The organism is Actinomycetota bacterium (assembly GCA_040757835.1).
Lineage (GTDB): Bacteria > Actinomycetota > Geothermincolia > Geothermincolales > RBG-13-55-18 > SURF-21.
In genome coordinates this window covers 1-19,743 of sequence record JBFLWJ010000023.1, presented here as the reverse complement: position 1 = coordinate 19,743, position 19,743 = coordinate 1, and the positions used below count along the sequence as shown (strand labels likewise).

The following is a 19,743-nucleotide window of genomic DNA, read 5'->3' as shown; positions in this document are numbered from 1 at the left end:
TCAAGGAGGAGGAGAAGGCCGCCAAGAAGGTGAAGGGAGCGCCGGAGGTGGCGCCGCCGCCGGTTGCCGCGCCCGAGCCCGCGCCCTTCTTCGAACCTACACCCGAACCGCCGACTTTTGCTCCACCCCTCGAGGAGATGCCCGTGACGGAGGCGCCGGTCTTCGAAGCCCCGCCGCCGTCCTTTCCGGAGATGCCCCCTCCGGGCTATCCAGCGGAGCCTCCCGATGGAGGGGTGAGGCTGCCACGGCTTGACGAGAGGCTGGAGCCGTTGCCGCCCAAAAGGGAGGATTCTCCCCCGGGCATGGAACCCCCCGAAGGGTTTTTCGACTAGCGCAGGCGGGCTTTCCAGCGGTCGAGCTGGCTCGCCCAGGGGCTGTAGCGCCTGCCGTGCACAGACGCGGTGCGCAGGGAGGCGAGGAATTCCTCCGCGCCATTGAACTCTTCCATCTCGGTATAGAGCAATCCGACGTGACCGGCTTTATGGGCATCGCTTCCGGCTGTGACCGGAAGCCTGTGCCTGCGCGCGAACCGCTGCGCGCTGCGGTTGGCGAACCACCAGCGCGGCTTGCCGTTCAGGGCCTCCAGGGCATCGATCTCCTCCAACAGCTCCTCGAGGCGGCGCGCTCGCATCCTCTTGAGCTTGACGATATCGAACGGGTGGGGCACTACCACCACCCCCCCCTGCTCGTGGATACGCCGTATGGTCTCCGGGGCCGTCAGGCCGGGCGGCACCTCCTCGCTGAGAAAGAGGCCGATGATCTCGCCTTCCGCGGAGCGTATCTCAGATCCGGGCACCACGATCAGGTCGGGCAGTTCGGATGCGAACTCGAGGCTGCCGCGCAGGGAATCGTGGTCGGTCACGGCCACGCCGTCCAGTCCCCTTTCGCTGCATATTTCCCTCAAGGAGGCAGGGTCGATGGCGCTGTCAAAGGAATAGGTGGTATGTATATGCAGGTCCAGTTTTACCCTCATGCACACCCTCGCTCAGCGGAATTCCTCCGGGACGATGCAGGCGCTCTCAATGGACGAGACCAGCTCCTGCAGTTTAACCTCGTCGAGGAAATATACGCTGGCACTCCCCGCGGAGCCAGTGCGTCCCGGCGCCACCCCGCCCTGGACGCTCACCACGGGGTAGGAAGCGAAACCCCGCGCCAGACGGATGACCTCGTCCGGGGTCAGATCGGTCTCCACATTCTCCAGGGCCACGGAGAGAAACCAGGCCGCTCCCGGGTATGACGCCAGCTCTTTTCCTTTATAGAGCGCCTGGATGAGCAGCCTCTGCTGCTGCCTCACCCTCTCCAGGTCCGACTCCGGATAATCCCTCGACCTCGCCATGATCAGGGCGGATTCACCGTCGAGCAACTGGTTGCCCGCCGGGATGATACCCAGCTTGGGGTCCATGATGGCCTCGTCCAGGGTGACCTGCACTCCGCCGAAAAGGTCTACCAGCCGGGTGAACTCGTCGAAATCCACCGCGATAAAGTTGCGGATCTCCATGCCGGTCACCTGCTCCACGGTCCGTATCGCAAGCTCCGCTCCGCCCAGCTGATAGGCTTCGTTGATCTTGCTGCGGCCGTGCCCTTCTATGGCGACATAGCTGTCCCTGGGAACGGAGAGCAGGCAGGCCTTGCCCTTGGCCTCATCGATATGGGCGACGATGATGGTGTCGCTCCTCTGGTTGCCCTCCTCGGCACGGCCGAGCCCGTGGTCTATCCCCATGATGAGGACGTTGAAGGGCTGCTGGCTGAGGGGCTCCGCCGCCGGGACCAGGGCGGGTTCCTCGACTCCCGGGAACGCTTCGGGCTCCACCGCCGCGTCAGCTCCTCCGTCCAGCCAGTCCCAGGGATCGATGAGCATGACGGCGCTGGCGGCCGCGACCACCAGGGCCAGGGAGAGAAGGATTATCCTCACGGCGGACTTTTTGCGCAAATCGCCTCCCTCGTGGACGACATGATCTCGCTTCCTATTTTCTTATAAGGACGCCCATTATCCTTCCACCAGTTCCCCCGACCAACCCCACCACGCGTCACTTCCTGCCCACGCCCCGCCCTGTAACCCGCCCGCGTTCCCACTCCGCCGCGACCTAGAACCCGTCCGTCTTCCCCCACCGCTCGGTCCTTTCCCCGTAGGGGGGTCTTGGATTTTGGATTCCATCAGGAGCCTCCATCAAGCCCTGGGCCGCATGGATCCAAGATCCAAGACTTGACCCCTATACTGTATAATTAGCCTGGCCTGAGACCGCGGGGATCGCAGATTAACCGGAAGGAACCCTTTGTGCTGGTTGCTCGAGCTTGACTATACCGTATTCACCTGGATAAACGGACTGGCCGGCAGGAACGCCTTCTTCGACGGCCTTATGAAGATGTTCTGCAACGACCACCTGGTGCCGTTCACCCTCGGTTTCATGCTCATCGTCCTGGCCCTGCACGGGCGCAACCGCAAGCAGGACCGCGACAACCTCGGCGCGGTGCTGCGGGTTTTCATCTCCATCGCCGTCGCCTCCGCCGTCCTGCAACTGGCGGTGACGCTGATCCACCGGCCGCGCCCCTTCATAGACCACGAGGTGAACCTGCTCTTCTACCGTCCCACCGACTGGTCTTTTCCCAGCAACCCCGCGACGGCCACCTTCACCTTCTTCTTCTCGGCCCTCTTCTCCGACCGGCGCTTCGGGTGGTGGTTCCTGCCGCCCGCCCTGCTCATGTCCTTCGCCCGCATCTACTGCGGCGTGCATTATCCCGGAGACGTGCTGGCCGGCATCCTCGTCGCGGCTGCCAGCGCCTATCTCGTGCACCGGGTCGACTTCCTGAGCCGGCCCCTCGTGGCCATGGTGAACACCGTGGAGAGCCGCTTGAGGTCCTCCCTGAGCGTTAGGGAATGAGCCTTGGCAGAGATCTTTTACGAGGACATCCTGGATACCTTTCTCTTCTGCTTCATCGCCGCACTGGGGATCATCCAGATCATGGTGGCGAAGCGGGGGTGGCACGGCCTGAACCTCTACGGGGGACGGACGCGGCGGGCCGTCAGTTATCCGCTGGGCGCTTCCCTGGTCTTCTTCGCGTACGCGTGGTATTTCAGCGACCCCCTCCACCGAAACGTGCGCAACATCGAGGCCTTTATGAGCCTGGTCTGTCTCGTCCTGGGCATCGCCGCCGCCGCCGCTCTATCCGTTGTCCTCGCGTCTGCCAGCGAGGCGATGCGGCGCCGTTACGGCCGCGGCAGGCGCGGCAGAGATGGTGCCGGCCCGGCCATGGAACGTCTGGAGCTGCCCGCCGGGTCGGTGCTGGCCTCCGAAGCCTGGGGGGAGCCGGGAATGAACCTGGTGGTGTTGGCGGAGCCGGGGAAGGGCTCGGAGGACCTCATACGCAGTCTGTGTGCGGCTACGCCCGGGGGCCACGGCATGCTCAGCGTCCATCCCCGCCTCGCCTTCGACGACCTGGCGGCGCAGGGGCTGGATGCGGCGGAGATGGGCGTCCCCGGGCTGCTCGCCCAGGTGGAGCGTGAGTGCGGGGTGAGCCTGCGGGGAGAGACCATCCTGGGCCTGGGTTGGGGAGGAAACACGCTCGAGGCCCTCTTGCCCGTACTGGAGAGGGATTACGCGCCGCGGCGGTTGTTCATGGTGGCGCCGGTGACCCCCGACTGCGAGCATGGCTTCGTGGGGGACGCTTCGCTCTCCGATACCCCGTGGGACATGCTGGTGGTCCTTTTCAGGCAGAAGCCTTGGAAGGACGCGGGCTTCGGCAGGCTCGTCCGCATCTGGCTGCCGGTCCTCGCGCCCTGCGTCATCCTCGCCACCGCGGTGACCGTGGGCTTCGACGTGAGGTGGAAGCTCTTCTCCGGTCCCCTTACGGGCCTGCTGATCTCTTTATGGGTGACCTACTTCCTCGCCAGGCGGCGGGGCGCCAGGACCTGGCAGGGCAGGGAGGCAAGGCTGGCGGCCCACCTCTGCGGCACGGCGCCGGGAGGTGGCCTCACCCCTCTCACCACCGTGATGACCTCGGAAAACCTTGAAACAGCGGCGCCTTCCGCCCGGGAGGGGCCTGACCGCGCGCCCGCACGGATCGAGTTGTGGGAGGATGTCCTGAGGGGTAAATTCATATTGGATAGAGGAACCCCGGGGCGCCTGGCAACTCTAATATGGGAGGCCGAGTCGGGGACGTAGTCGTAACAGCTGCTCGGGCTCGAGCGCTGGCCGAAGGCGAGGGACAAGATGGAAAGGAGCAGTGGCGGAGCTGCCCTGGTTTTAAAGGCGGCGCTCTGCCTGTTTGCCGGAGCGATCGCCATCTTCTTCGTGGTCCAGGCTTCACTGGGAGCGCGCGAAGCCGTCATTAACCCCCCGGTGACGCGGGAAACAGCTCCGGGCGAGGCGCTGTACGATTCCCTCGGCGCGTTTCTCGACATCGTGGCGAGCACGCGCGTGCTTCCCCTTGCGACCAGATGGGAGCTGGACGCGGGCGGCGAGATCTTCCTCGAGGAGGAGGGCGGCGTCCTGTACCTCACCTCCAACCAGGGGCAGGTGTTGGCGGTGGACGCCGCCTCGGGCCGCACCATCTGGCAACTGGACCTGGGGGTGTGGGTATCGGCACCGCCCGCCGTAGATTCGGGGGTGGTCTACGTGGGCGCCACCGACCATGTCCTCTATTCCCTCGATGCGGGGAGCGGAGCCCTGCTCTGGTACTATACCGCCCAGGGGGAGATCCTGGCCCAGCCGGTGGTCAACGGCGATATGGTCTTCTTCACCGCCGATAACGATTCCATCTACGACCTCCTTCACCGCCTCTATGCCCTGGACGCCGGCAGCGGCACTCCTGTCTGGATCTACGACACCGAGAGCTGGACGCCGGCACCGCCGGCCGTGGGCGCGGACGCGGTATACCTGGGCGGCTACCGGCGCGAGGTATACGCCCTGGACAAGCCCACGGGCGCGGAGTTGTGGTCGTTCAGGTCCTCCAACATAGTCTTCTCCTCACCTCAGATCGGCGGCGGGAGGGTCCTGTTCGCCTGCATTGACGGCTGGGTGCATGCCCTGGACGCGGTGGACGGGTCATCCCTGTGGTCGAAAAAGCTGCCCGGCTTCGTATGGCTGGCGCCCCTAGATGGTTCCGATAACCTCTATGCCTGCTCGCACGGCAACACCTTGAACGCCATGGCGCTGGAGAGCGGGGAGGAGCTGTGGTCCTTCACCGGGGGCGATCTCCTGTCCAGCTCCACCCTGACGGATATGGCCTTGGTGTGCGCCTTCCGGGCGGACGGCAGGTCCTACCTCCTTGACGCCGCCACCGGGAAGCCCCTCGGCATCCTGGAAGCTCCGTACGGCTTCGCCTCCCCGCCCCTCCTGGTCGGGAGGACCATCTACGCCGGCTGCCCAGACGGCTTCGTGCGTGCCTACGAACTGCCAGACGGGATACGGTGATGTCGTGGGGAGGCCCGTAGAACAGTCGGAACTCGAGCTGGTCTCGTTGCCGCGCGGGAGCGGGCGGGCACGGGCATGGAACGATGCGCTCACCTCCGAGCTGGGTTACCTGTGCATGATCTGCGTGACCGTCTTCCTCTACGTGGTCATCGCCCTGCTGTCCCTCGCGCCCGACGGCACCATCGGTAAGCTCTCCCCCATCCACGAGACAGTACAGAGGAACACCTACCTCGCGGAGCTCCTGGACGTCACGGGCATCAACCACGCCTCGCAGCTTCAGCTGGTGGCGGTATCCATCGTCGTGCTGGCGCTGCTCCTGGCCACCTACGCCTGGGCCGTGCTCATCTTCCGCCGCCGGCAGGACAAGGGGCTCCTGTCCATCCTCACCCTGACTTTCTTCCTCTGCCTGCTGCTGGTGGTCATCCCTCCCTTGGTGAGCAAGGACGTCTTCTCGAACATCTTCTACGGCAAGATCGCGGCGCGATATCACGACAACCCCTATGTGCTCACCCCGCAGCGCTTCGCGGGCGATCAGCTCATGGTCTACGTCAGCCTGAACTGGAAGAACACCGCCATCGTCTACGGTCCCGTGCACACCTATTTCTCGATGCTGTTGAACCTCGTGGCCGGAGAGGGGATAACCGCCAACATCATCGTCTTCAAAGGGGCCATGGCCGTCTTTCACTTCGCCAACATCCTGCTGGTCTGGTTCATCCTGGGGCTCATCGCCCCGCGCAGGCAACGCTTCGGGACCATGCTCTACGCCTGGAACCCCATCGCCCTGACCATCGGAGTTGGCGGAGGACACAACGACGTGATGATGATGACCCTGGTGCTGCTGGCCGTCTACCTGCTGCTCAAGGAGAAGAGGTGGGCGGGTTTCGTCTGCCTCTGCCTCTCGGTGCTCGTCAAGTATATCAGCGTCATCCTCGTCGTCGCCCTGGTCATCCACCTCGTCTCCGCACAGAAGGGCCGCGCCGAAAGGTTGCGTGCCCTGGCCCTGTATGCGGCGGTCTTCCTGCTCATCTTCGTGCTCTTCTTTCTGCCCTTCTGGGCCGGGCCGGGGACTTTCGATTCCACCCTGCGCAACCTGCAGCTGAACAACTACGACAGCCTGGGGGGCTGGCTGTCCGCGCTCTTCACCTTCATCTTCCAGTACGTCCTGCGCATCCCGGCCTCCGTGGCCCAGACCCTCGGCAGCGTCCTCAGCAAGCTCCTGCTGCTGCCGGTCTTCCTGGCCGCCCTGTGGTTCGCGCCCCGCCGAATGCGGGCGCTCCGGGACGTCCCCGACTGCTTCTTCTGGGTCACCCTCGCTTACCTGGTGACGACCAGCTACTATATGCCCTGGTATTTCCTCTGGCTGCTTCCGTTCATCTCCCTGCGGCCCTGGGACCGCGCCTCCCAGTGGAGCCTGGCCGTCGGCACCGCCACCATCCCCCTGGGGACGGATATACATCCGTTCTAACTATCCCGACATCGTTTATGAGCAAATACCTTCTGTAATCGCGTTGGGCTGAGGTAATGGGAAGTGAGAGTCAGGTCTTCGAGCGTTGGCCCCGGTAAATCGGATTTGCCATACCGCTTCTGGACCCATAGACCTTGCTTGGGTCTTACGTAATCGCGACTTGGGCCTGTATAAATGCTGGCCCCGGCGCCACGCGTCGCTGGACGCCTTCGTTAGATCAGGGGCCAGGCGGGGTCAAGACCTTGCCTGGCCCCTGCCGGCGACCATAACGCCCTCGATGGCCACGGTGGGCGCACCCAGGCTGCCCTCGAAGGGCAGGAAGCGCAGGTCTCCGCCCAGCGCCACGGCATCGCGCAGGAAGTCCAGCGCCTTACCCGCCAGGGTTATCTCGCGCAAGGGCCGCACCGGCTCCCCGCCCTCCACCAGCAAACCCAGGGCTCCCAGGGATATCTCGCCCGATATGGGGTTGGCGCCGGCATGCGCGCCGACAACCTGCAAGACCAGGACACCGTCGCCTACCTGCCGCAGGATGTCGGAGCGGCTGCCTGTGCCGGGCAGCAGGTACATATTGCTCGCTCCTACGCGCGGCCGGTCGCGGAAGCTGCCGCGGCTGGCGTTGCCGGTGCTCACGGTGCCCGCCCGCGAGGCGGTATAGGTGTTGTGCAGGTAGCCCTGGAGGACTCCCGCCTTTATGAGTTCCTTGCGCTGCGAGGGCACGCCCTCGTCATCGAAGGGGGCGGTGGAGGGCCCGCCCTTGAGCAACCCGTCGTCGACGAGCGTGACCAAGGGGTCGGCGATGGCCTCACCCGTCTTTCCGGCCAGGAACGAGCGGCCCTTGAGAACCGCCTCGGCGGAGAGCGCCGCCGCCAGCACGCCCAGGAACTCCGCCGCCACGAAACTGTCCAGGATGAGGGTGGTGCGGCGCGAGGCCATGCTCTCCGACCCCAACAGGCAGACGGCGCGTTCCACCGCATCCTCCGCCACCGCGGCTAGATCGAGATCGGACGGTTTCACGCCCAGGCCGAAGGAGAACCCGGTCTGGTGCTCCTCCCCCTCGCGGGCGATGGGGAAGACGTAACAGTAGCAGTCCGAGTGGCGATAGTACCCCTCCACGCCGGCGGTGCTGGCCACCGCCACCTGCGACACCGAGTCCGCGTAAACGGCGGTCTCGACCTGGGAGATGCGGCGGTCCCTGGCCAGGGTGAGGCTCTCCAGCTCCAGGGCCATCTCCACCTTCCTGCCGGAGTCCTCCTCCTCCACCTCGGCGTCGTATATGCCCAGGTCCTCAGATGGATATACGCCAGGTCCGGGCAGGATGTTGTGTTCGTCGGGAGTGCTGAAGCGGGAGTTGGCCGCCGCCTCCTCCACCGCCCTTTCGACGTCCTGCCAGGCGAGGCCGGTGCAGTAGGAGTAGCCGATACGCCCCTCCCTAAGCGCCCTCACGCCCACCCCACGGCTGTGTGAGTAGCGCAGGCTCTCGACCTCTCCCCCGAAGGCCTTGACGGAAAGCCCGCGGTGTTCCTGCAGGAAGATCTCGAGTTCGACCCCCGCGCCCGCCAGGGAGCGCCCCTTCTCCATCCACTGTAGCGCCAGCGCCTGGAGACCGGCGGCCTTTTCCATCTACATCACCTCCGTGGTGCCGCCGACGACCATCTCACGCACCCGCAGGGTGGGCTGGCCGGTGCACACCGGCACCGCCTGCCCGTCCTTTCCGCACATTCCCGTATCGAAGTCCAGGTCGTCGGCCACGGCGTCTATGTCCTGGAGCGCGCGCGGGCCGTTACCGATGAGGGTGGCCCCCTTCACGGGCTCGGCCACCTTGCCGTCCCTGATCATGTACCCCTCGGTGACTGAGAAGATGAAGTCCCCCGTGACCGGGTTGACCTCTCCACCCCCAAGCTTGAGCGCATAGAGCCCGAGGGGCGTGTCCGCGATGATATCCTCCTTCTTGGCGTCGCCCGCATCTATATAGGTATTGGTCATGCGGGGAACGGGCACGAAGCGGTAGGACTGGCGCCGGCCGTTGCCCGTGGCCACCGTCCCGTCCCGCCAGGAGCGCTTGCGGTCATTGATGAATCCCAGCAGGACCCCTCCTTCTATCAGGGGAGTGCGCGCCGCCCTCACGCCCTCGTCGTCGTAGCAGAAGGAGCCCCAGCGGTTGGTGAGGGTGGCGTCGTCGTAGGCGTTCACCAGCGGGGAGGCCACTCTCTCGCCGATCTTGTCCATGAACACCGAGGCCTTCTTGAAGACCGCGTCGGCCTCCAGGCTGTGGCCGCAGGCCTCGTGGAAGAGCACGCCCCCGGTACCGTTCGCTATGACCACGGCCATGGGGCCGGAAGGGGCCGGCCTGGCCTCAAGCATGGTCAATGCCTGCTCCGCCGCGGCCCTGCCTGCCTGCTCTGGCGGAAAGAGGCGGAACAGCTCATATCCCGCCAGCATGCCGGGGGTCTCGTGGCCGGTCTGGATCTCGCCGTCGGATGCCGCGACCACCTGCACCACCATGCGCACGCGCACGCGCGTATCGCGCACCATCTCCCCCAGGGAGCTGGCGACGAGCACCTCCTGCCGGCTGTCCCCCAGCGCCGCGACCACCTGCACGATGTGCGGTCCGGCCTCGCGCGCCGCCCGGTCCGCGCGGCGCAGAAGCTCTATCTTCTCCTCGCGCGGATAGGTGTCCGGGTCGAGCTCCACCACATGTTCCGCGAGCGCCGGGAGGGACTCCAGGGGTCTTTCCAGGTATATGGAGACCGTCTTGCCGCCGCGGGAAGCGGCAGCGGCCACACGGGCCGTTTCCAGCAGCGAGGCCTCGCTGATATCGTTGGTGTAGGCGTAGGCCACCGATTCCCCTCGTATCACGCGCACCCCAGCGCCCACCTCGCTTCCAGAGCTGTTGTCCTCGACCTTCTCCTCCTCCAGGCGCAGGTTGTAGGAGCTCCTCCTCTCCACGAACAGGTCGGCGAGATCGCCTCCCCTCGAGAGTGCCTCCGCGATCACGCGTCGAGCCAATTCCTCGTCGATCATCAGCTGGAACCGCCTTCCGGTCCGGGATCCTTGGGGAGCTCGAAGATGAAAGCGGAACCCCCCTCGGGCCGGTTCTCGGCCCAGATCCTTCCGTTATGTGCCTCTACTATCTGTCGGCAGATGAACAGTCCCAGCCCCACCCCGGGGTAAGGCCTGCGGGACGTCGCATCCGCCTGGTAAAAGCGGTCGAATATCTTCTCCAGTTGCAATGGGTCAATACCCACTCCCTCGTCCTCGATGCGCACCTGCACGTGGCCATCCGCCACCTCTCCAACGACCCGGATCTCTCCCCGCCCCCCGGAGAACTTTACCGCGTTGGAGAAGAGGTTGGACAGCACCTGCTCGATCCTCTTCGCGTCGGCCAGCACGGTGGGAAAGTCCTCCGGGAAGACCACGCTCACCGGCTGTTCGCCTTCCCTGTTAACATACTGTTCCGCCGCCTTGCGCGCCAGCTCGCTCACGTCCACTTCCTCGCACCTCAGCGGGATCCGCCCCACCTCGAGCATGCTGATATCCAGGAGGTCTTCCACCAGGGAGGTCAGGAACTGCGTACGTTCCACGATCACCCGCAGGCAGTGCATCTCCTCGGCATAGGTCAGGCTGTCGTAGTAGTCGTAGGCGGTCTGGGCATAGCCGCCGATGAGGGCCAGCGGCTGCTTCAGTTCGTGGGTCACCGCCGAGATGAAGTTTGACTTCATCTCGTCCAGGCCGCGCAGCTCCAGGTTGGCCTTCTCCAGTTCGGCGATGTGCCTGCGCAGCTCCATGTAGAGCATGGCGTTCTCCAGCGTTATACCGGCCTCGTCCGCCATGGCCTGCAGGTTGGCCTTGGCCTTGCCGGAAAGGCGGCGCCTCTGCGGGGAAGCCAGGAAGACCAGCCCCAGAATACGGCTGTGAGAGCGCAGCGGCAGGGCCACGAAAGACCCGTCCGGCGTGATGCAGGGGATTTCCTCCGCCTGCGACTCCAGTACGGAATCCCAGAAGACGGCCTCTCCGTCCTGCGCTATGCGGCCGAGACCGCCCTCCCCGGGACGGATGTATTCGGGCATGAGCCGCGCCGTGTCGTCCCGGCAACGACGGTAGAGCAGGTTCCAGCCTTCATCGCCCGCCAGGTAACACCAGCCGGTCTCGTAGGCGGTGTAGTCCATGAACAGTTGCAGCGCCTTCTGCAACGCCTCGTCCGGTCCGATGATGCGATGAAGGGCGGCGATCATCTCGTTGATGGCGCGCAGGTCCTTTGTGCTCTCGACCACCTCGCGCTCCATAGTCTCGTGGGAGGTCTGGATGGCCACGGCCATGCGGTTGAAACTGTGCGCCAGGCTCTCCAGCTCAGCGGCCCCCTTGAGCTCTATGCGGTAATCCAGGTCCCCCAGGGCCAACTTCTCCGCTCCGGTCTGGAGGGTGACGAGCGGTTTACTGATGCGCTGGGAGAAGAATAGCGACGCGACGAGGGCGATGAGCACCAGGCCCAGCACGATGAGGATGATGGCGAAGCGCAGCGAAGCCAGCTCGGAGAAGGCCTGGTCGGCACTCTCCTCCACCAGCAGCCCCCATCCCAGGTCCGGCATCCATGCATAGCTGCCCAGGACCTCCTCGCCGGCGTAGTTCCTATATTCGGCGACGCCGCTCTCGCCGCTCGTCACCCTGCGTACCCCCTCCGTGTCCATGGGCTCTCCGAGGATCTCGAGGCCCGATCCCTCGCCTGCCTTGGGAGGAATGGTAACGATCTGCCCTCCGCCGTTCACCAGATATATCTCGCCCGACCTGCCCACGGTCAGCGAGCCCAGGCTCTCGCTGATGCGCTCGGGCGGCACGTCCCCCGCCAGCACCGCCGCGACGCTTCCATCGACAACGATGGGGGCAGCCACGGTCATCACCTTCTCGCCTTCCGGAAGCCCTTCCGTGATGCGGAAAGGTATGACCAGCGTCTCTCCCGCCTCTAGGCCCCCCAACTCCTCCATGCGACCCGGCTCGTATGCGGGGTCGGAGCTTGCGAGAAGATAGCCGTTGGGGAGGAAGACGCTGAGGCGCTTGAAACCGGGTATCCTGCCTTCGGTCTCCTGCAGACCCGCGCCGACGCCGCCGGTCCCTTCGTACATGCCGTAGAGTTTCTCGGCCGTCCCGGCGAGTATCCGCATCTGCCCTTCGAGCGTGGGCACCCAGGCATCGGAGATGATGCCCCTGACCCCTCTGGCCGTGTTGGAGAGGTTTTCGTAGACCTGGTCCCGGATGGACGAACGGGCGATGTAGTACGCAGAGACGCCGGCGAGCACACCGGTCAGCGTGCTCATGAGCAGCATGAACAGCAGTATCCTACCCCGCACCCCACCCAAGATGTGTCTCACCGGCTCCCTACCGTCCTTCGTCTCTCCGGGTCCGGTATGTTCCCGCCAGGTTCAGGCCTTCTTCGCGAGTTTCCTGCCAAGTCCTTCCAGGCGAGCGATATCCTTCTCGTCCGCCTCCGGCCCCTTCCACAGGCTCAGGGGCGCTCCAGCCTTGAAGGCGACGCCGGGAAGCACCTTGGCCTTCCTGCGCTTGAGCAGTCTTTTCATGCGCCGCAGGGTCGCCTTACCCCTGAAACCGGCATAGGAGCTGAAGGTCGTCGCGGTCTTCCCCTTCAAGGCCTTCTTGTCCAGGCCCCGCAGGAACTTCTTCACCACGCGCGCGGGTTTGGCGCCCCGGGTAGGGCTTCCCACCGCGATCACCGAGTATCCCGGTACCTCTTCCGGTCTTACCTCGTCCACGTGCTTGACGGTGGCCTTCACTTTGCGCGATTCCAGGCCCCTCGCGACGGCCTCCGCCGCTTTCGCCGTGTGGCCCGTCTTGCTGTGGAACACCACCAACGCGCTCTTCTTTTTGCCGAACATCTCTCCTCCTTACTCCAGGCAAGGCCCTCATGCCTTTCACTCACCGCCGGTCAAAGCCCCTCCACCAGTTCCTGTAACAGGGGCAGGGAGAACGCGATCACCGTCCCCAGGCCTTTCTCGTCCTCGATCCATACCTCTCCACCGTGTGCCTCCACGTAAGTGCGCACGATATAGAGCCCCAGCCCCAGCCCGCGTTCCATCCCCTCCACCTTGCTCTGGGTGAACTTCTCGAAGAGCCGGTCCCGCCCCTCCGGCGGCACCCCTGGCCCCATATCCTTGACCCGCACCACGGCCTCGCCGTCCAGGACATCGCATGTGAGTATGACCTGTGAGCCGGGGGGGCTAAAGCGGAAGGCATTGTCGAGCAGGTTTATCACCACCTGCTTTATCTTGTCCCAGTCTGCGTTTATATCCAGCCTGGTCGCCGAGGTTATGAGCCTGACGCGGTGGGTACCCGGGGCCATGGCCATCTCCCTGCTCACGTCGCCGAGCAGGTCCACCAGGTCCCCGCGTTGCCGGTTAAGGAAGATACGGTCGGATTCTATCCTGCTCATGTCGAGCACGTTCTCAACCATGTGGTTGAGCCGGTTGCATTCCCGCAGCATGTGGTCAACGCACTCCAGTTTGCGCTCCTCGTCCATCTTCAACCAGTGGTCCTTGAGGGCCGCCGCATAACTGTAGATGACCGTGAGTGGCGAGCGCAGCTCGTGTCCGACCACGCCCACCAGCTCCGTTTTCAGGGTGTCCAACTCGCGCAGGCGCCGGTTGGCCTCCTCGAGGAGGAGGTTCCTCTCCTGCAGCTCGCGCTCCATCTTTCTGGCCCCGGTGACGTCGCGGGCGATGACCAGGGCTATGCCGTCCTCATCCTGCAGGCGCGTTGCGGTCACCTGGAGGATAAGGGGCCTGGCCCCCGGTTGAGACAGGGTCACCTCCAGGTAGCGGATCTTTTCCCCGGCCATCCCCCTGACCACGGCATCGGCCACCTTCGCCTGGTCGCTCGGGGTCAGAAAATCCAGGTAGCCCTTGCCGAGGAGCTTCTCGATCCTGAAGCCGCCAATGTCCTCCTCCGGCGTGGAAATCGCCAGGATATTGCCCTCCTTGTCAAGGGTCAGGATGATATCGAAGCTGGTCTCCATGAGGCGGCGGAAACCCTCCTCCGCCGCCTCCAGCTTCCGCTCTCTCAGGCCCATCTCCTCCAGGGCGCGCAGGTGCCTCTTGCGTTCCCGCAGCATCCCGGCCACCATGATGTCGTAGGCAAAGAATATCTCGAAGGCCAGCATTCCGTAGGTCTGGACGTGCCAGGTCTCCATGTCCAGGAGCAGGACGATGATATGGATGCCGGCGCCGATGGCGATGGAGAAAGTGCCGAGCATCGCCAGGATCATGGCCCGGCTTCTCTCCCTCAGGTAAGCCCGCACGGTCAGCGCCACGATCCCGCCCATGCCCGCTATATAGTAGAGGGTGAAAAGTGCCTGATAAATATGGTTGTTGCGGAGCGACCCCAGGAAGGGCGCGATGAAGAGCAGGAGGGCGGGGAGATAGAGGGCGGACCAGAGCAGGCGTGGCTCGTGCATGCCGCGGTAGGTATACGACACCACGAAATGCCAGGCCAGGGCCAGGGTGAAGGCGCCCAGCGCCCATCCCATGGCGTCCACCCAGGCGGTGGTGGTCAAGGCGGGGTCCGCGAACTCGAAGGCCTTCCAAAACGCGAGGGCGACGCAGAGCAGGCCGAAGAGCCTCCCGCTCCGCTCGCGCCAGTAGGCAGTCAGGACGATGGCCCCGAGGAACAGGGATCCCGCGGCAACGAAGATCTCGACCATGTTCTGGAAGGTCACCTGCAGGGTCAAGGCGCTCATCCTTCCACTGCCTCAAGCGGACCGCCACCTTAACCTATTTTAACGGATACGCCCGCGCCAGGCTCGCGCCGGGACAACGCGCATGGAAAGTGGCCGGATGACCCCGATCCGGCCCGTGTGCCGTCTATATCAAAACCCCTATCCAAGCGGCGAGGCAAAGCGCGTCCGGGAAACCAGCTTGTTCGGACGAGGTATGCACCTGCGGCCCCGGCCCGACGGGGGAGCGGTCCGAGCGAACTCATCTGCGCTGCCACCCGCCCGGCGAGTAAGGTGCTCGGAAATGAGCAATGGGCATAGAGGCGGCTAAGGTATCGCGATCCGGCCCGTGTGCCGTCTATATCAAAACCCCTATCCAAGCGGCGAGGCAAAGCGCGTCCGGGACGCCGGCGTGTTCGGGCGATTCCCGTCTGCGCTGCCACTTGCCCGGGGAACTACCAGGTCGGTCGCAGCGTGCGCGTTTGACCCAGGCCTCAACTTTTCCAGCGAAGGAAGCGCGCTAAGCGAGACCGTTACCTGGAGGCCCCGGGCTGGAAAAGCGCCCGAGCCCGAACACGCTCGATTCCCCGGGCTCAGCTGAAGTCGCGCAGGATAAAATCACTCGCCACGACGCCCGAGCCTATGGTCGGGGCCACCCCGCCACCGAGGTGGGTGGAGGCGCCGGTGAGGTAGAGGCCCTTGAGGACCCGCGAGCGGGCGCTGGGGCGGAAGGCGGCCGAGCAGGTGATGTCGCTCTGCAGGCCGTAGACCGCGCCATTGGGATGGAGCAGCATCCTCTCGAAGTCCTTGGGGGTGTTCACTTGGGCCACCTGTATGTGCTCGCGCAGGTTGAGGTTGAAGTTCTTCTCCAACAGACCCAGCATCATGTCGAGGTATTTCTCCTTGTAGTTGTCCCAGTCCCCGTCGGCCAGGTGGTAGGGCGCGAAGGACACCAGGTTGAGGCAGTGGTGGCCTTCGGGCGCAAGGGAAGGGTCGGCGTGGGTCGGCCAGGAGATGAGCATGAAGCCGCCGTCGGGCACCTTGCCCGCCGCGTAGTCCTCGTACCAGATGCGGTTCATCTCGTCCAGGGTGGCGTAGCAGAAGGAGTGGTGGGCGTCCAGGTCGGGCTTGGCGTCGAGCCCCAGCATGATCATGGGCGCCGGGATAGAGACGTTGTAGCTCTTGATGGCCCGCTTGGCCCAGGCTGGTAGCTTCTCCTCGCCCACCAGGTCCAGGTAGAGGGTCTTGGCGTTGATATTGGAGACCACGATGTTTGAGCGGATCTCGCTGCCGTCCGCCAGCCGTACGCCGCACGCCCGCTTGCCGTCCGTGAGCACCTTGTCGACGCGCGCGTTGAAGCGGATGTCCCCGCCGAACCCCCTGTAGGCTTCGGCGATGCCCTCGGGGATGCCTTTCATGCCGCCGCGGGGGTAGAAGATGCCCTCGTGCTCGGAGTAGGCGAGGAATGCCACGTAACCGGGGCACAGCGACGGGGGGAGTCCAACGAAGTAGGACTGCAGGCTCATGGAGGCCCGCACGGTGTCGCTCTTGAAGAACTTGCAGAGCACGCTCTCGAAGTTGAGGATCATGTACTTGAAGTACTTGATAAGCTTGGGGTTGGCCATGGCCACCTTTACCAGGTCCTTCATGGTGCCCATGGATTCGGACATCACCTTGCCGAAGGCGAAGTTGATGGCCTCGGACCCCACCTCTGCGAAGCGGTCCCAGGCCTTGGCGTCCTCCTGCGAGAACTGGGCGATGACCTCGCGCGTGCCGTCAATGCTCACCGGGTAGGAGAAGCGGCGGCCGTCGGCGGTGAAGAAACCGTAGATGGGGTCGATGGGGATGAAATCGATAAAGTCCTCGGTCTTGTGGCCAAGCCTGGTGAAGAGCTCGTCGATGACCCAGTCGAGCTCCACGATGCTCGCCCCGATGTCGAAGCGGTAGCCCTGGTGGTCGCAGGAAGAGCAGCACCCCCCGACCTGTCCGGTGTTCTCGAGGACCAGGGTCTTGTAGCCGTTCTTCGCCAGCACGGCCGCGCTCGAAAGGCCTCCCAGGCCAGCGCCGATGACTACGGCGTCGTAATCCATCTTCGTCTCCTTTCCGGCCTGTCAGATAAAGTAGCGGTAGGGGAGGTAGGGCGCCTGCTTCCCGATGTGGGCAAGGTAGCGCTTGGTGCTCTCGTCCGCGGTCAGGTAAGCGGCGGCGAGTCCCAGGAGGACCGCGATGCCGAGGACCTTCTTAATGTTCTTCATCTGTTACTCCTCCTATCCTCTGTCCTTCAGGATGTAGCCCGATGTGATGATACCGGAAGCGATGGTCGTCGGCACGCCGCCCCCCAGGTGGGTGGAGCTGCCGGTGAGATAGAGGTTCCTGATGGCGCGCGAGCGCGCGTGGGGGCGGAACAGGGCCAGCGAGGTCATGTCCGAGAAGAGGCCGTAGATGGACCCCTGGGGCGAGAGCAGGCGGCGCTCGAAATCGAGGGGGGTCGACACCTCCATGTAGGTGATGTGGTCGCGCACGCCCGGCAATACGTGGCGCTCCAGGCTCTTGATGGCCTCTTCCTTGTACCAGTCCTTGATGCGGTCCCAGTTGTCGCCCAGCGGCGCGTAGGGGGCCGGCGCGTTGCACAGGAAGTTGAGCACGTGGTGGCCGTCCGGGGCCAGGGAGGGGTCCGCCTCCGACGGCCAGCACACCAGGCTCATGGCGTTGTTGGGGATGAGGTCGCGCATGTAGTAGTCGTTCCACACGTCGTTCATGGCCTTGATGGAGCCGGTGACCACGGTGTGATGGGCCTCCAGGTCCGGCTTGGTGTCCAGCCCCACGTAGATCATGGGGCAGGGCATGGAGTGGCGGTAGCTGTCGATGGCCTTCACCGCCCACCTGGGCAGGTTGTCCGGGCCGACCATCTTGAGGTACGCCACCTTGGCGTTGACGTTCGAGACGACGATGCGTGAGGTTATCTCCGTGCCGTCCTCCAGCAGCACGCCGCCCGCGGTGCGGTCGCGCACCAGTATCTTCTCCACCTTCTGGCCCGTGCGCACCTCCATCCCGTGCTCCTCGCCCGCCTGCCGCATGCCCTCCGGGATGGAGATCATGCCGCCGCGCGGGTAGTAGATGCCCATGTGCTCGGTGAGGGCGATGAAGCCGAAGATGCCCGAGCCGATCTCCGGCGGCGCGCCCGCGAAGTAGGACTGGAAGGCCACGGAGGACTGGATGGTGGGGTTCTTGTAGTACTTGCGCGTCACCGCCTGGTGGGTGCGCATGAGCAGGGGCAGGAAACGCATGGCGTCAGGGTTCTTGATGACCATGGATATGGCTTCGGGCAGCGTCTTCATAGGGGAGAGCATCATGGCGTCCATCATCTTGTCGATCATCTCGAAGCCCAGGCTGGAGAACCTCTTCCATCCCTCCACGTCCTCGGGGGCTATGGACTCTATCACCCTTGTGGTCTCGTCGATGTCCGTGGGGTAGGAGAAGCGGTCTCCCTCCGGGGTGATGAAGGAGTAGATGGGGTCGCAGGGGACGAGCTCGACGTAATCGTCGCGCCTCTTCCCCATGAGCTCGAAGAACCTCTCCATGGGATGGAGGATCTCCACGATGGAGGCCCCCACGTCGAACTTGTAGCCGTTGACCTCATAGGTGGAGCAGCAACCCCCGACGATGTCGGACTGCTCCAGGACAAGGGTCTTAAAGCCGTTCTTGGCCAGGAGTGAGGCGGTGGTCAACCCTCCCAGTCCTGCTCCGATGACGATCGCGTCGTAATCCGCCATGCGAACCTCCTCAGCTATGTGGATAGTTATATTGACTTGTTAGTATATTATAGTTTCTGATAACTTGGATGTAAACCCCGCGCCCGTCGTTTCGGACGCAAGCGGCATCAACCGCATGGGCAAGGGGGCCGGGTTTCCGGAATAAAGGGCGTTCAGCTCTCCGCGTACAGGCCGTGTTGCAGGAAGTCCATGAGGTTGACGAAGAAGGAGAGGACGTCGAAGTCCTCCTCTACCACGTAGCGGTTTCCCACCACCTCGGCGATGCCGAAGAGGGCATAGGCGACGGTATTGGGGTCGACGGGACGGAAGATGCCGTCGGCGATGCCCCTCTCGATGTCACGGGCGAGGAAATCAGCCACCTTTCCGAAGACTTCGGCGGCCTTCCTGCGCAGCCTCTCGTTGCCCCCCAAGGCCTCGGAGATCATGCCCATGAACATGAACTGCAGGTCGCGGTATTTGGAGATGAAGGTCAGCCCCTCGATGCCCAGGCGCATGAGGGCGTCCTTCGCCTCCCCGGCCGCCGCATCGGCCTCGGCCAGGAGGGTAGTGAGGGTCCGCTCCATGGTAGCGATGAAGATGTCCTCCTTGCCCGGGAAGTACTGGTAACAGGTGCCCTTGCTGATGCCCGCCTCCTGGGCTATGTCGTCGACGGTTGCGTTGTGGTACCCCTTGCTGGAGAAGACGCGGAAGGCGGCGCCCAGGATCTCCTCCGTTCGCCTCTCCTCGTCGCTCATGGCCGCCAGGCGCTCTTCGTCCTCGAGTTCGTGGGCCTCCTTCTCCCGGGCGCGGGCGCGGAAATCGTCCCAGTCCGAGACCTGGTCGAACGAGTACTTGTCCAGGATGCTCTTCATGCTCTTGATGGACATGCCCTCCTGGCGCATGTTCTTTATCACCAGCAGCCGCCGCAGGAAAGCCTCGTCGTAATAGACCACGTTGGGCTTTTCTTTTTCCGGCACCGTGAGCAACCCCTTCGCCATGTAGAACTTGATGGTGCTCACGGGCAGGTCCGCGGCCTGTGAGAGCTGTTTCATCTTCATGAGGCCGCCCCGCTCTTTGTCCGCCAATCCAAGACTTCCTTTCTGGGTGTGCCCGCCTCCCTTATGATCAACCATAATTATTCTCTAAGTGGTGCATATAGACAAGGTGCCGACCAGGCAGGGGGTCAGGTCTTGGATCTTGGATTCAAAGCGGCTGTGAACACCCAGCTAGATACGGGTGGTTCTTGACTCACATACTCCGGTATCCAAGATCCAAGACCTGGAATGATAAAGAACGGACGCCTCCGAACAATTAGGTGACAAACCAAACATGCCGGTTGAAAGGGCCGGCACGACCGAAAGGAGGCGTCCCATGAGTAGAGTGTACATCGGTATCGAC

16 protein-coding genes are annotated in these 19,743 nt (G+C 64.1%); 5 read left to right on the top strand and 11 right to left on the bottom strand.

Features of this window, described 5'->3' with window-relative positions; translation table 11 throughout:
* Positions 1–332: hypothetical protein (locus AB1384_14110; GenBank protein ID MEW6555407.1), on the top strand; the 332-nt coding region annotated here is incomplete at its 5' end.
* Here the strand turns inward: AB1384_14110 and AB1384_14105 are convergent.
* Both AB1384_14105 and AB1384_14100 read right to left on the bottom strand, forming a co-directional pair.
* On the bottom strand, positions 329–973 hold the full coding sequence (locus tag AB1384_14105; GenBank protein MEW6555406.1) for a PHP domain-containing protein: 645 nt from the start codon (positions 971–973) through the stop codon (positions 329–331). The two genes, AB1384_14110 and AB1384_14105, sit on opposite strands and share 4 nt — an antisense overlap.
* 12 nt (positions 974–985) lie before the next feature.
* Entirely contained in the window at positions 986–1,930 is a 945-nt protein-coding gene (locus AB1384_14100) for an LCP family protein (protein ID MEW6555405.1), read from the bottom strand.
* A 343-nt stretch (positions 1,931–2,273) separates the two neighbouring features.
* On the opposite strand from AB1384_14100, the gene AB1384_14095 reads away from it, so the two are divergent.
* Genes AB1384_14095 through AB1384_14080 form a run of 4 tightly spaced genes read left to right on the top strand, consistent with a single transcriptional unit; the run spans position 2,274 to position 6,876 of the window.
* Positions 2,274–2,879: a phosphatase PAP2 family protein gene (locus tag AB1384_14095; GenBank protein MEW6555404.1), complete on the top strand. Its 606-nt coding sequence runs from the start codon at positions 2,274–2,276 to the stop codon at positions 2,877–2,879.
* Positions 2,880–2,882: 3 nt separating this feature from the next.
* Complete coding sequence (locus AB1384_14090) at positions 2,883–4,160, top strand: hypothetical protein (GenBank protein MEW6555403.1); 1,278 nt, start codon at positions 2,883–2,885, stop codon at positions 4,158–4,160.
* A 48-nt stretch (positions 4,161–4,208) separates the two neighbouring features.
* On the top strand, positions 4,209–5,411 hold the full coding sequence (locus AB1384_14085; GenBank protein MEW6555402.1) for a PQQ-binding-like beta-propeller repeat protein: 1,203 nt from the start codon (positions 4,209–4,211) through the stop codon (positions 5,409–5,411).
* A complete protein-coding gene (locus AB1384_14080; protein MEW6555401.1) occupies positions 5,380–6,876 on the top strand; it encodes a glycosyltransferase 87 family protein in 1,497 nt (498 codons plus the stop codon). Before AB1384_14085 ends, AB1384_14080 begins: the two co-directional genes overlap by 32 nt.
* 234 nt (positions 6,877–7,110) lie before the next feature.
* Here AB1384_14080 and AB1384_14075 read toward each other — a convergent pair whose 3' ends face one another.
* The 9 genes from AB1384_14075 to AB1384_14035 all read right to left on the bottom strand — a co-directional run bounded on the left by AB1384_14075 (position 7,111) and on the right by AB1384_14035 (position 19,430).
* Entirely contained in the window at positions 7,111–8,496 is a 1,386-nt protein-coding gene (locus AB1384_14075) for a TldD/PmbA family protein (protein MEW6555400.1), read from the bottom strand.
* On the bottom strand, positions 8,497–9,897 hold the full coding sequence (locus AB1384_14070; GenBank protein MEW6555399.1) for a TldD/PmbA family protein: 1,401 nt from the start codon (positions 9,895–9,897) through the stop codon (positions 8,497–8,499).
* Positions 9,897–12,239, bottom strand: a complete 2,343-nt coding sequence (locus AB1384_14065) for an ATP-binding protein (GenBank protein MEW6555398.1) — start codon at positions 12,237–12,239, stop codon at positions 9,897–9,899. The genes AB1384_14070 and AB1384_14065 overlap by 1 nt, the downstream gene beginning before the upstream one ends.
* A 51-nt stretch (positions 12,240–12,290) precedes the next feature.
* Positions 12,291–12,761, bottom strand: coding sequence for a flavodoxin domain-containing protein (locus AB1384_14060; protein MEW6555397.1), 471 nt, complete (start codon positions 12,759–12,761; stop codon positions 12,291–12,293).
* A 50-nt stretch (positions 12,762–12,811) separates the two neighbouring features.
* Positions 12,812–14,608 carry an ATP-binding protein gene (locus tag AB1384_14055; protein ID MEW6555396.1) on the bottom strand — a complete coding sequence of 599 codons (1,797 nt, stop codon included), beginning with the start codon at positions 14,606–14,608 and terminating at the stop codon, positions 12,812–12,814.
* Positions 14,609–15,186: 578 nt separating this feature from the next.
* Positions 15,187–16,683 carry an NAD(P)/FAD-dependent oxidoreductase gene (locus AB1384_14050; GenBank protein MEW6555395.1) on the bottom strand — a complete coding sequence of 499 codons (1,497 nt, stop codon included), beginning with the start codon at positions 16,681–16,683 and terminating at the stop codon, positions 15,187–15,189.
* Positions 16,684–16,704: 21 nt separating this feature from the next.
* Positions 16,705–16,848, bottom strand: coding sequence for a hypothetical protein (locus AB1384_14045; GenBank protein ID MEW6555394.1), 144 nt, complete (start codon positions 16,846–16,848; stop codon positions 16,705–16,707).
* 12 nt (positions 16,849–16,860) lie between these two features.
* Positions 16,861–18,366, bottom strand: a complete 1,506-nt coding sequence (locus AB1384_14040) for an NAD(P)/FAD-dependent oxidoreductase (GenBank protein MEW6555393.1) — start codon at positions 18,364–18,366, stop codon at positions 16,861–16,863.
* A 152-nt stretch (positions 18,367–18,518) separates the two neighbouring features.
* Entirely contained in the window at positions 18,519–19,430 is a 912-nt protein-coding gene (locus tag AB1384_14035; GenBank protein ID MEW6555392.1) for a TetR family transcriptional regulator, read from the bottom strand.
* Positions 19,431–19,743: the final 313 nt, after the last annotated feature.

Excerpts from the sequence above, each read along its gene's own strand:
- AB1384_14045 (MEW6555394.1), bottom strand. The coding sequence starts at position 16,848 with ATGAAGAACATTAAGAAGGTCCTCGGCATCGCGGTCCTCCTGGGACTC.
- AB1384_14105 (MEW6555406.1), bottom strand. The coding sequence starts at position 973 with ATGAGGGTAAAACTGGACCTGCATATACATACCACCTATTCCTTTGAC.
- AB1384_14085 (MEW6555402.1), top strand. The coding sequence starts at position 4,209 with ATGGAAAGGAGCAGTGGCGGAGCTGCCCTGGTTTTAAAGGCGGCGCTC.
- AB1384_14075 (MEW6555400.1), bottom strand. The coding sequence starts at position 8,496 with ATGGAAAAGGCCGCCGGTCTCCAGGCGCTGGCGCTACAGTGGATGGAG.
- AB1384_14060 (MEW6555397.1), bottom strand. The coding sequence starts at position 12,761 with ATGTTCGGCAAAAAGAAGAGCGCGTTGGTGGTGTTCCACAGCAAGACG.
- AB1384_14070 (MEW6555399.1), bottom strand. The coding sequence starts at position 9,897 with ATGATCGACGAGGAATTGGCTCGACGCGTGATCGCGGAGGCACTCTCG.
- AB1384_14040 (MEW6555393.1), bottom strand. The coding sequence starts at position 18,366 with ATGGCGGATTACGACGCGATCGTCATCGGAGCAGGACTGGGAGGGTTG.
- AB1384_14050 (MEW6555395.1), bottom strand. The coding sequence starts at position 16,683 with ATGGATTACGACGCCGTAGTCATCGGCGCTGGCCTGGGAGGCCTTTCG.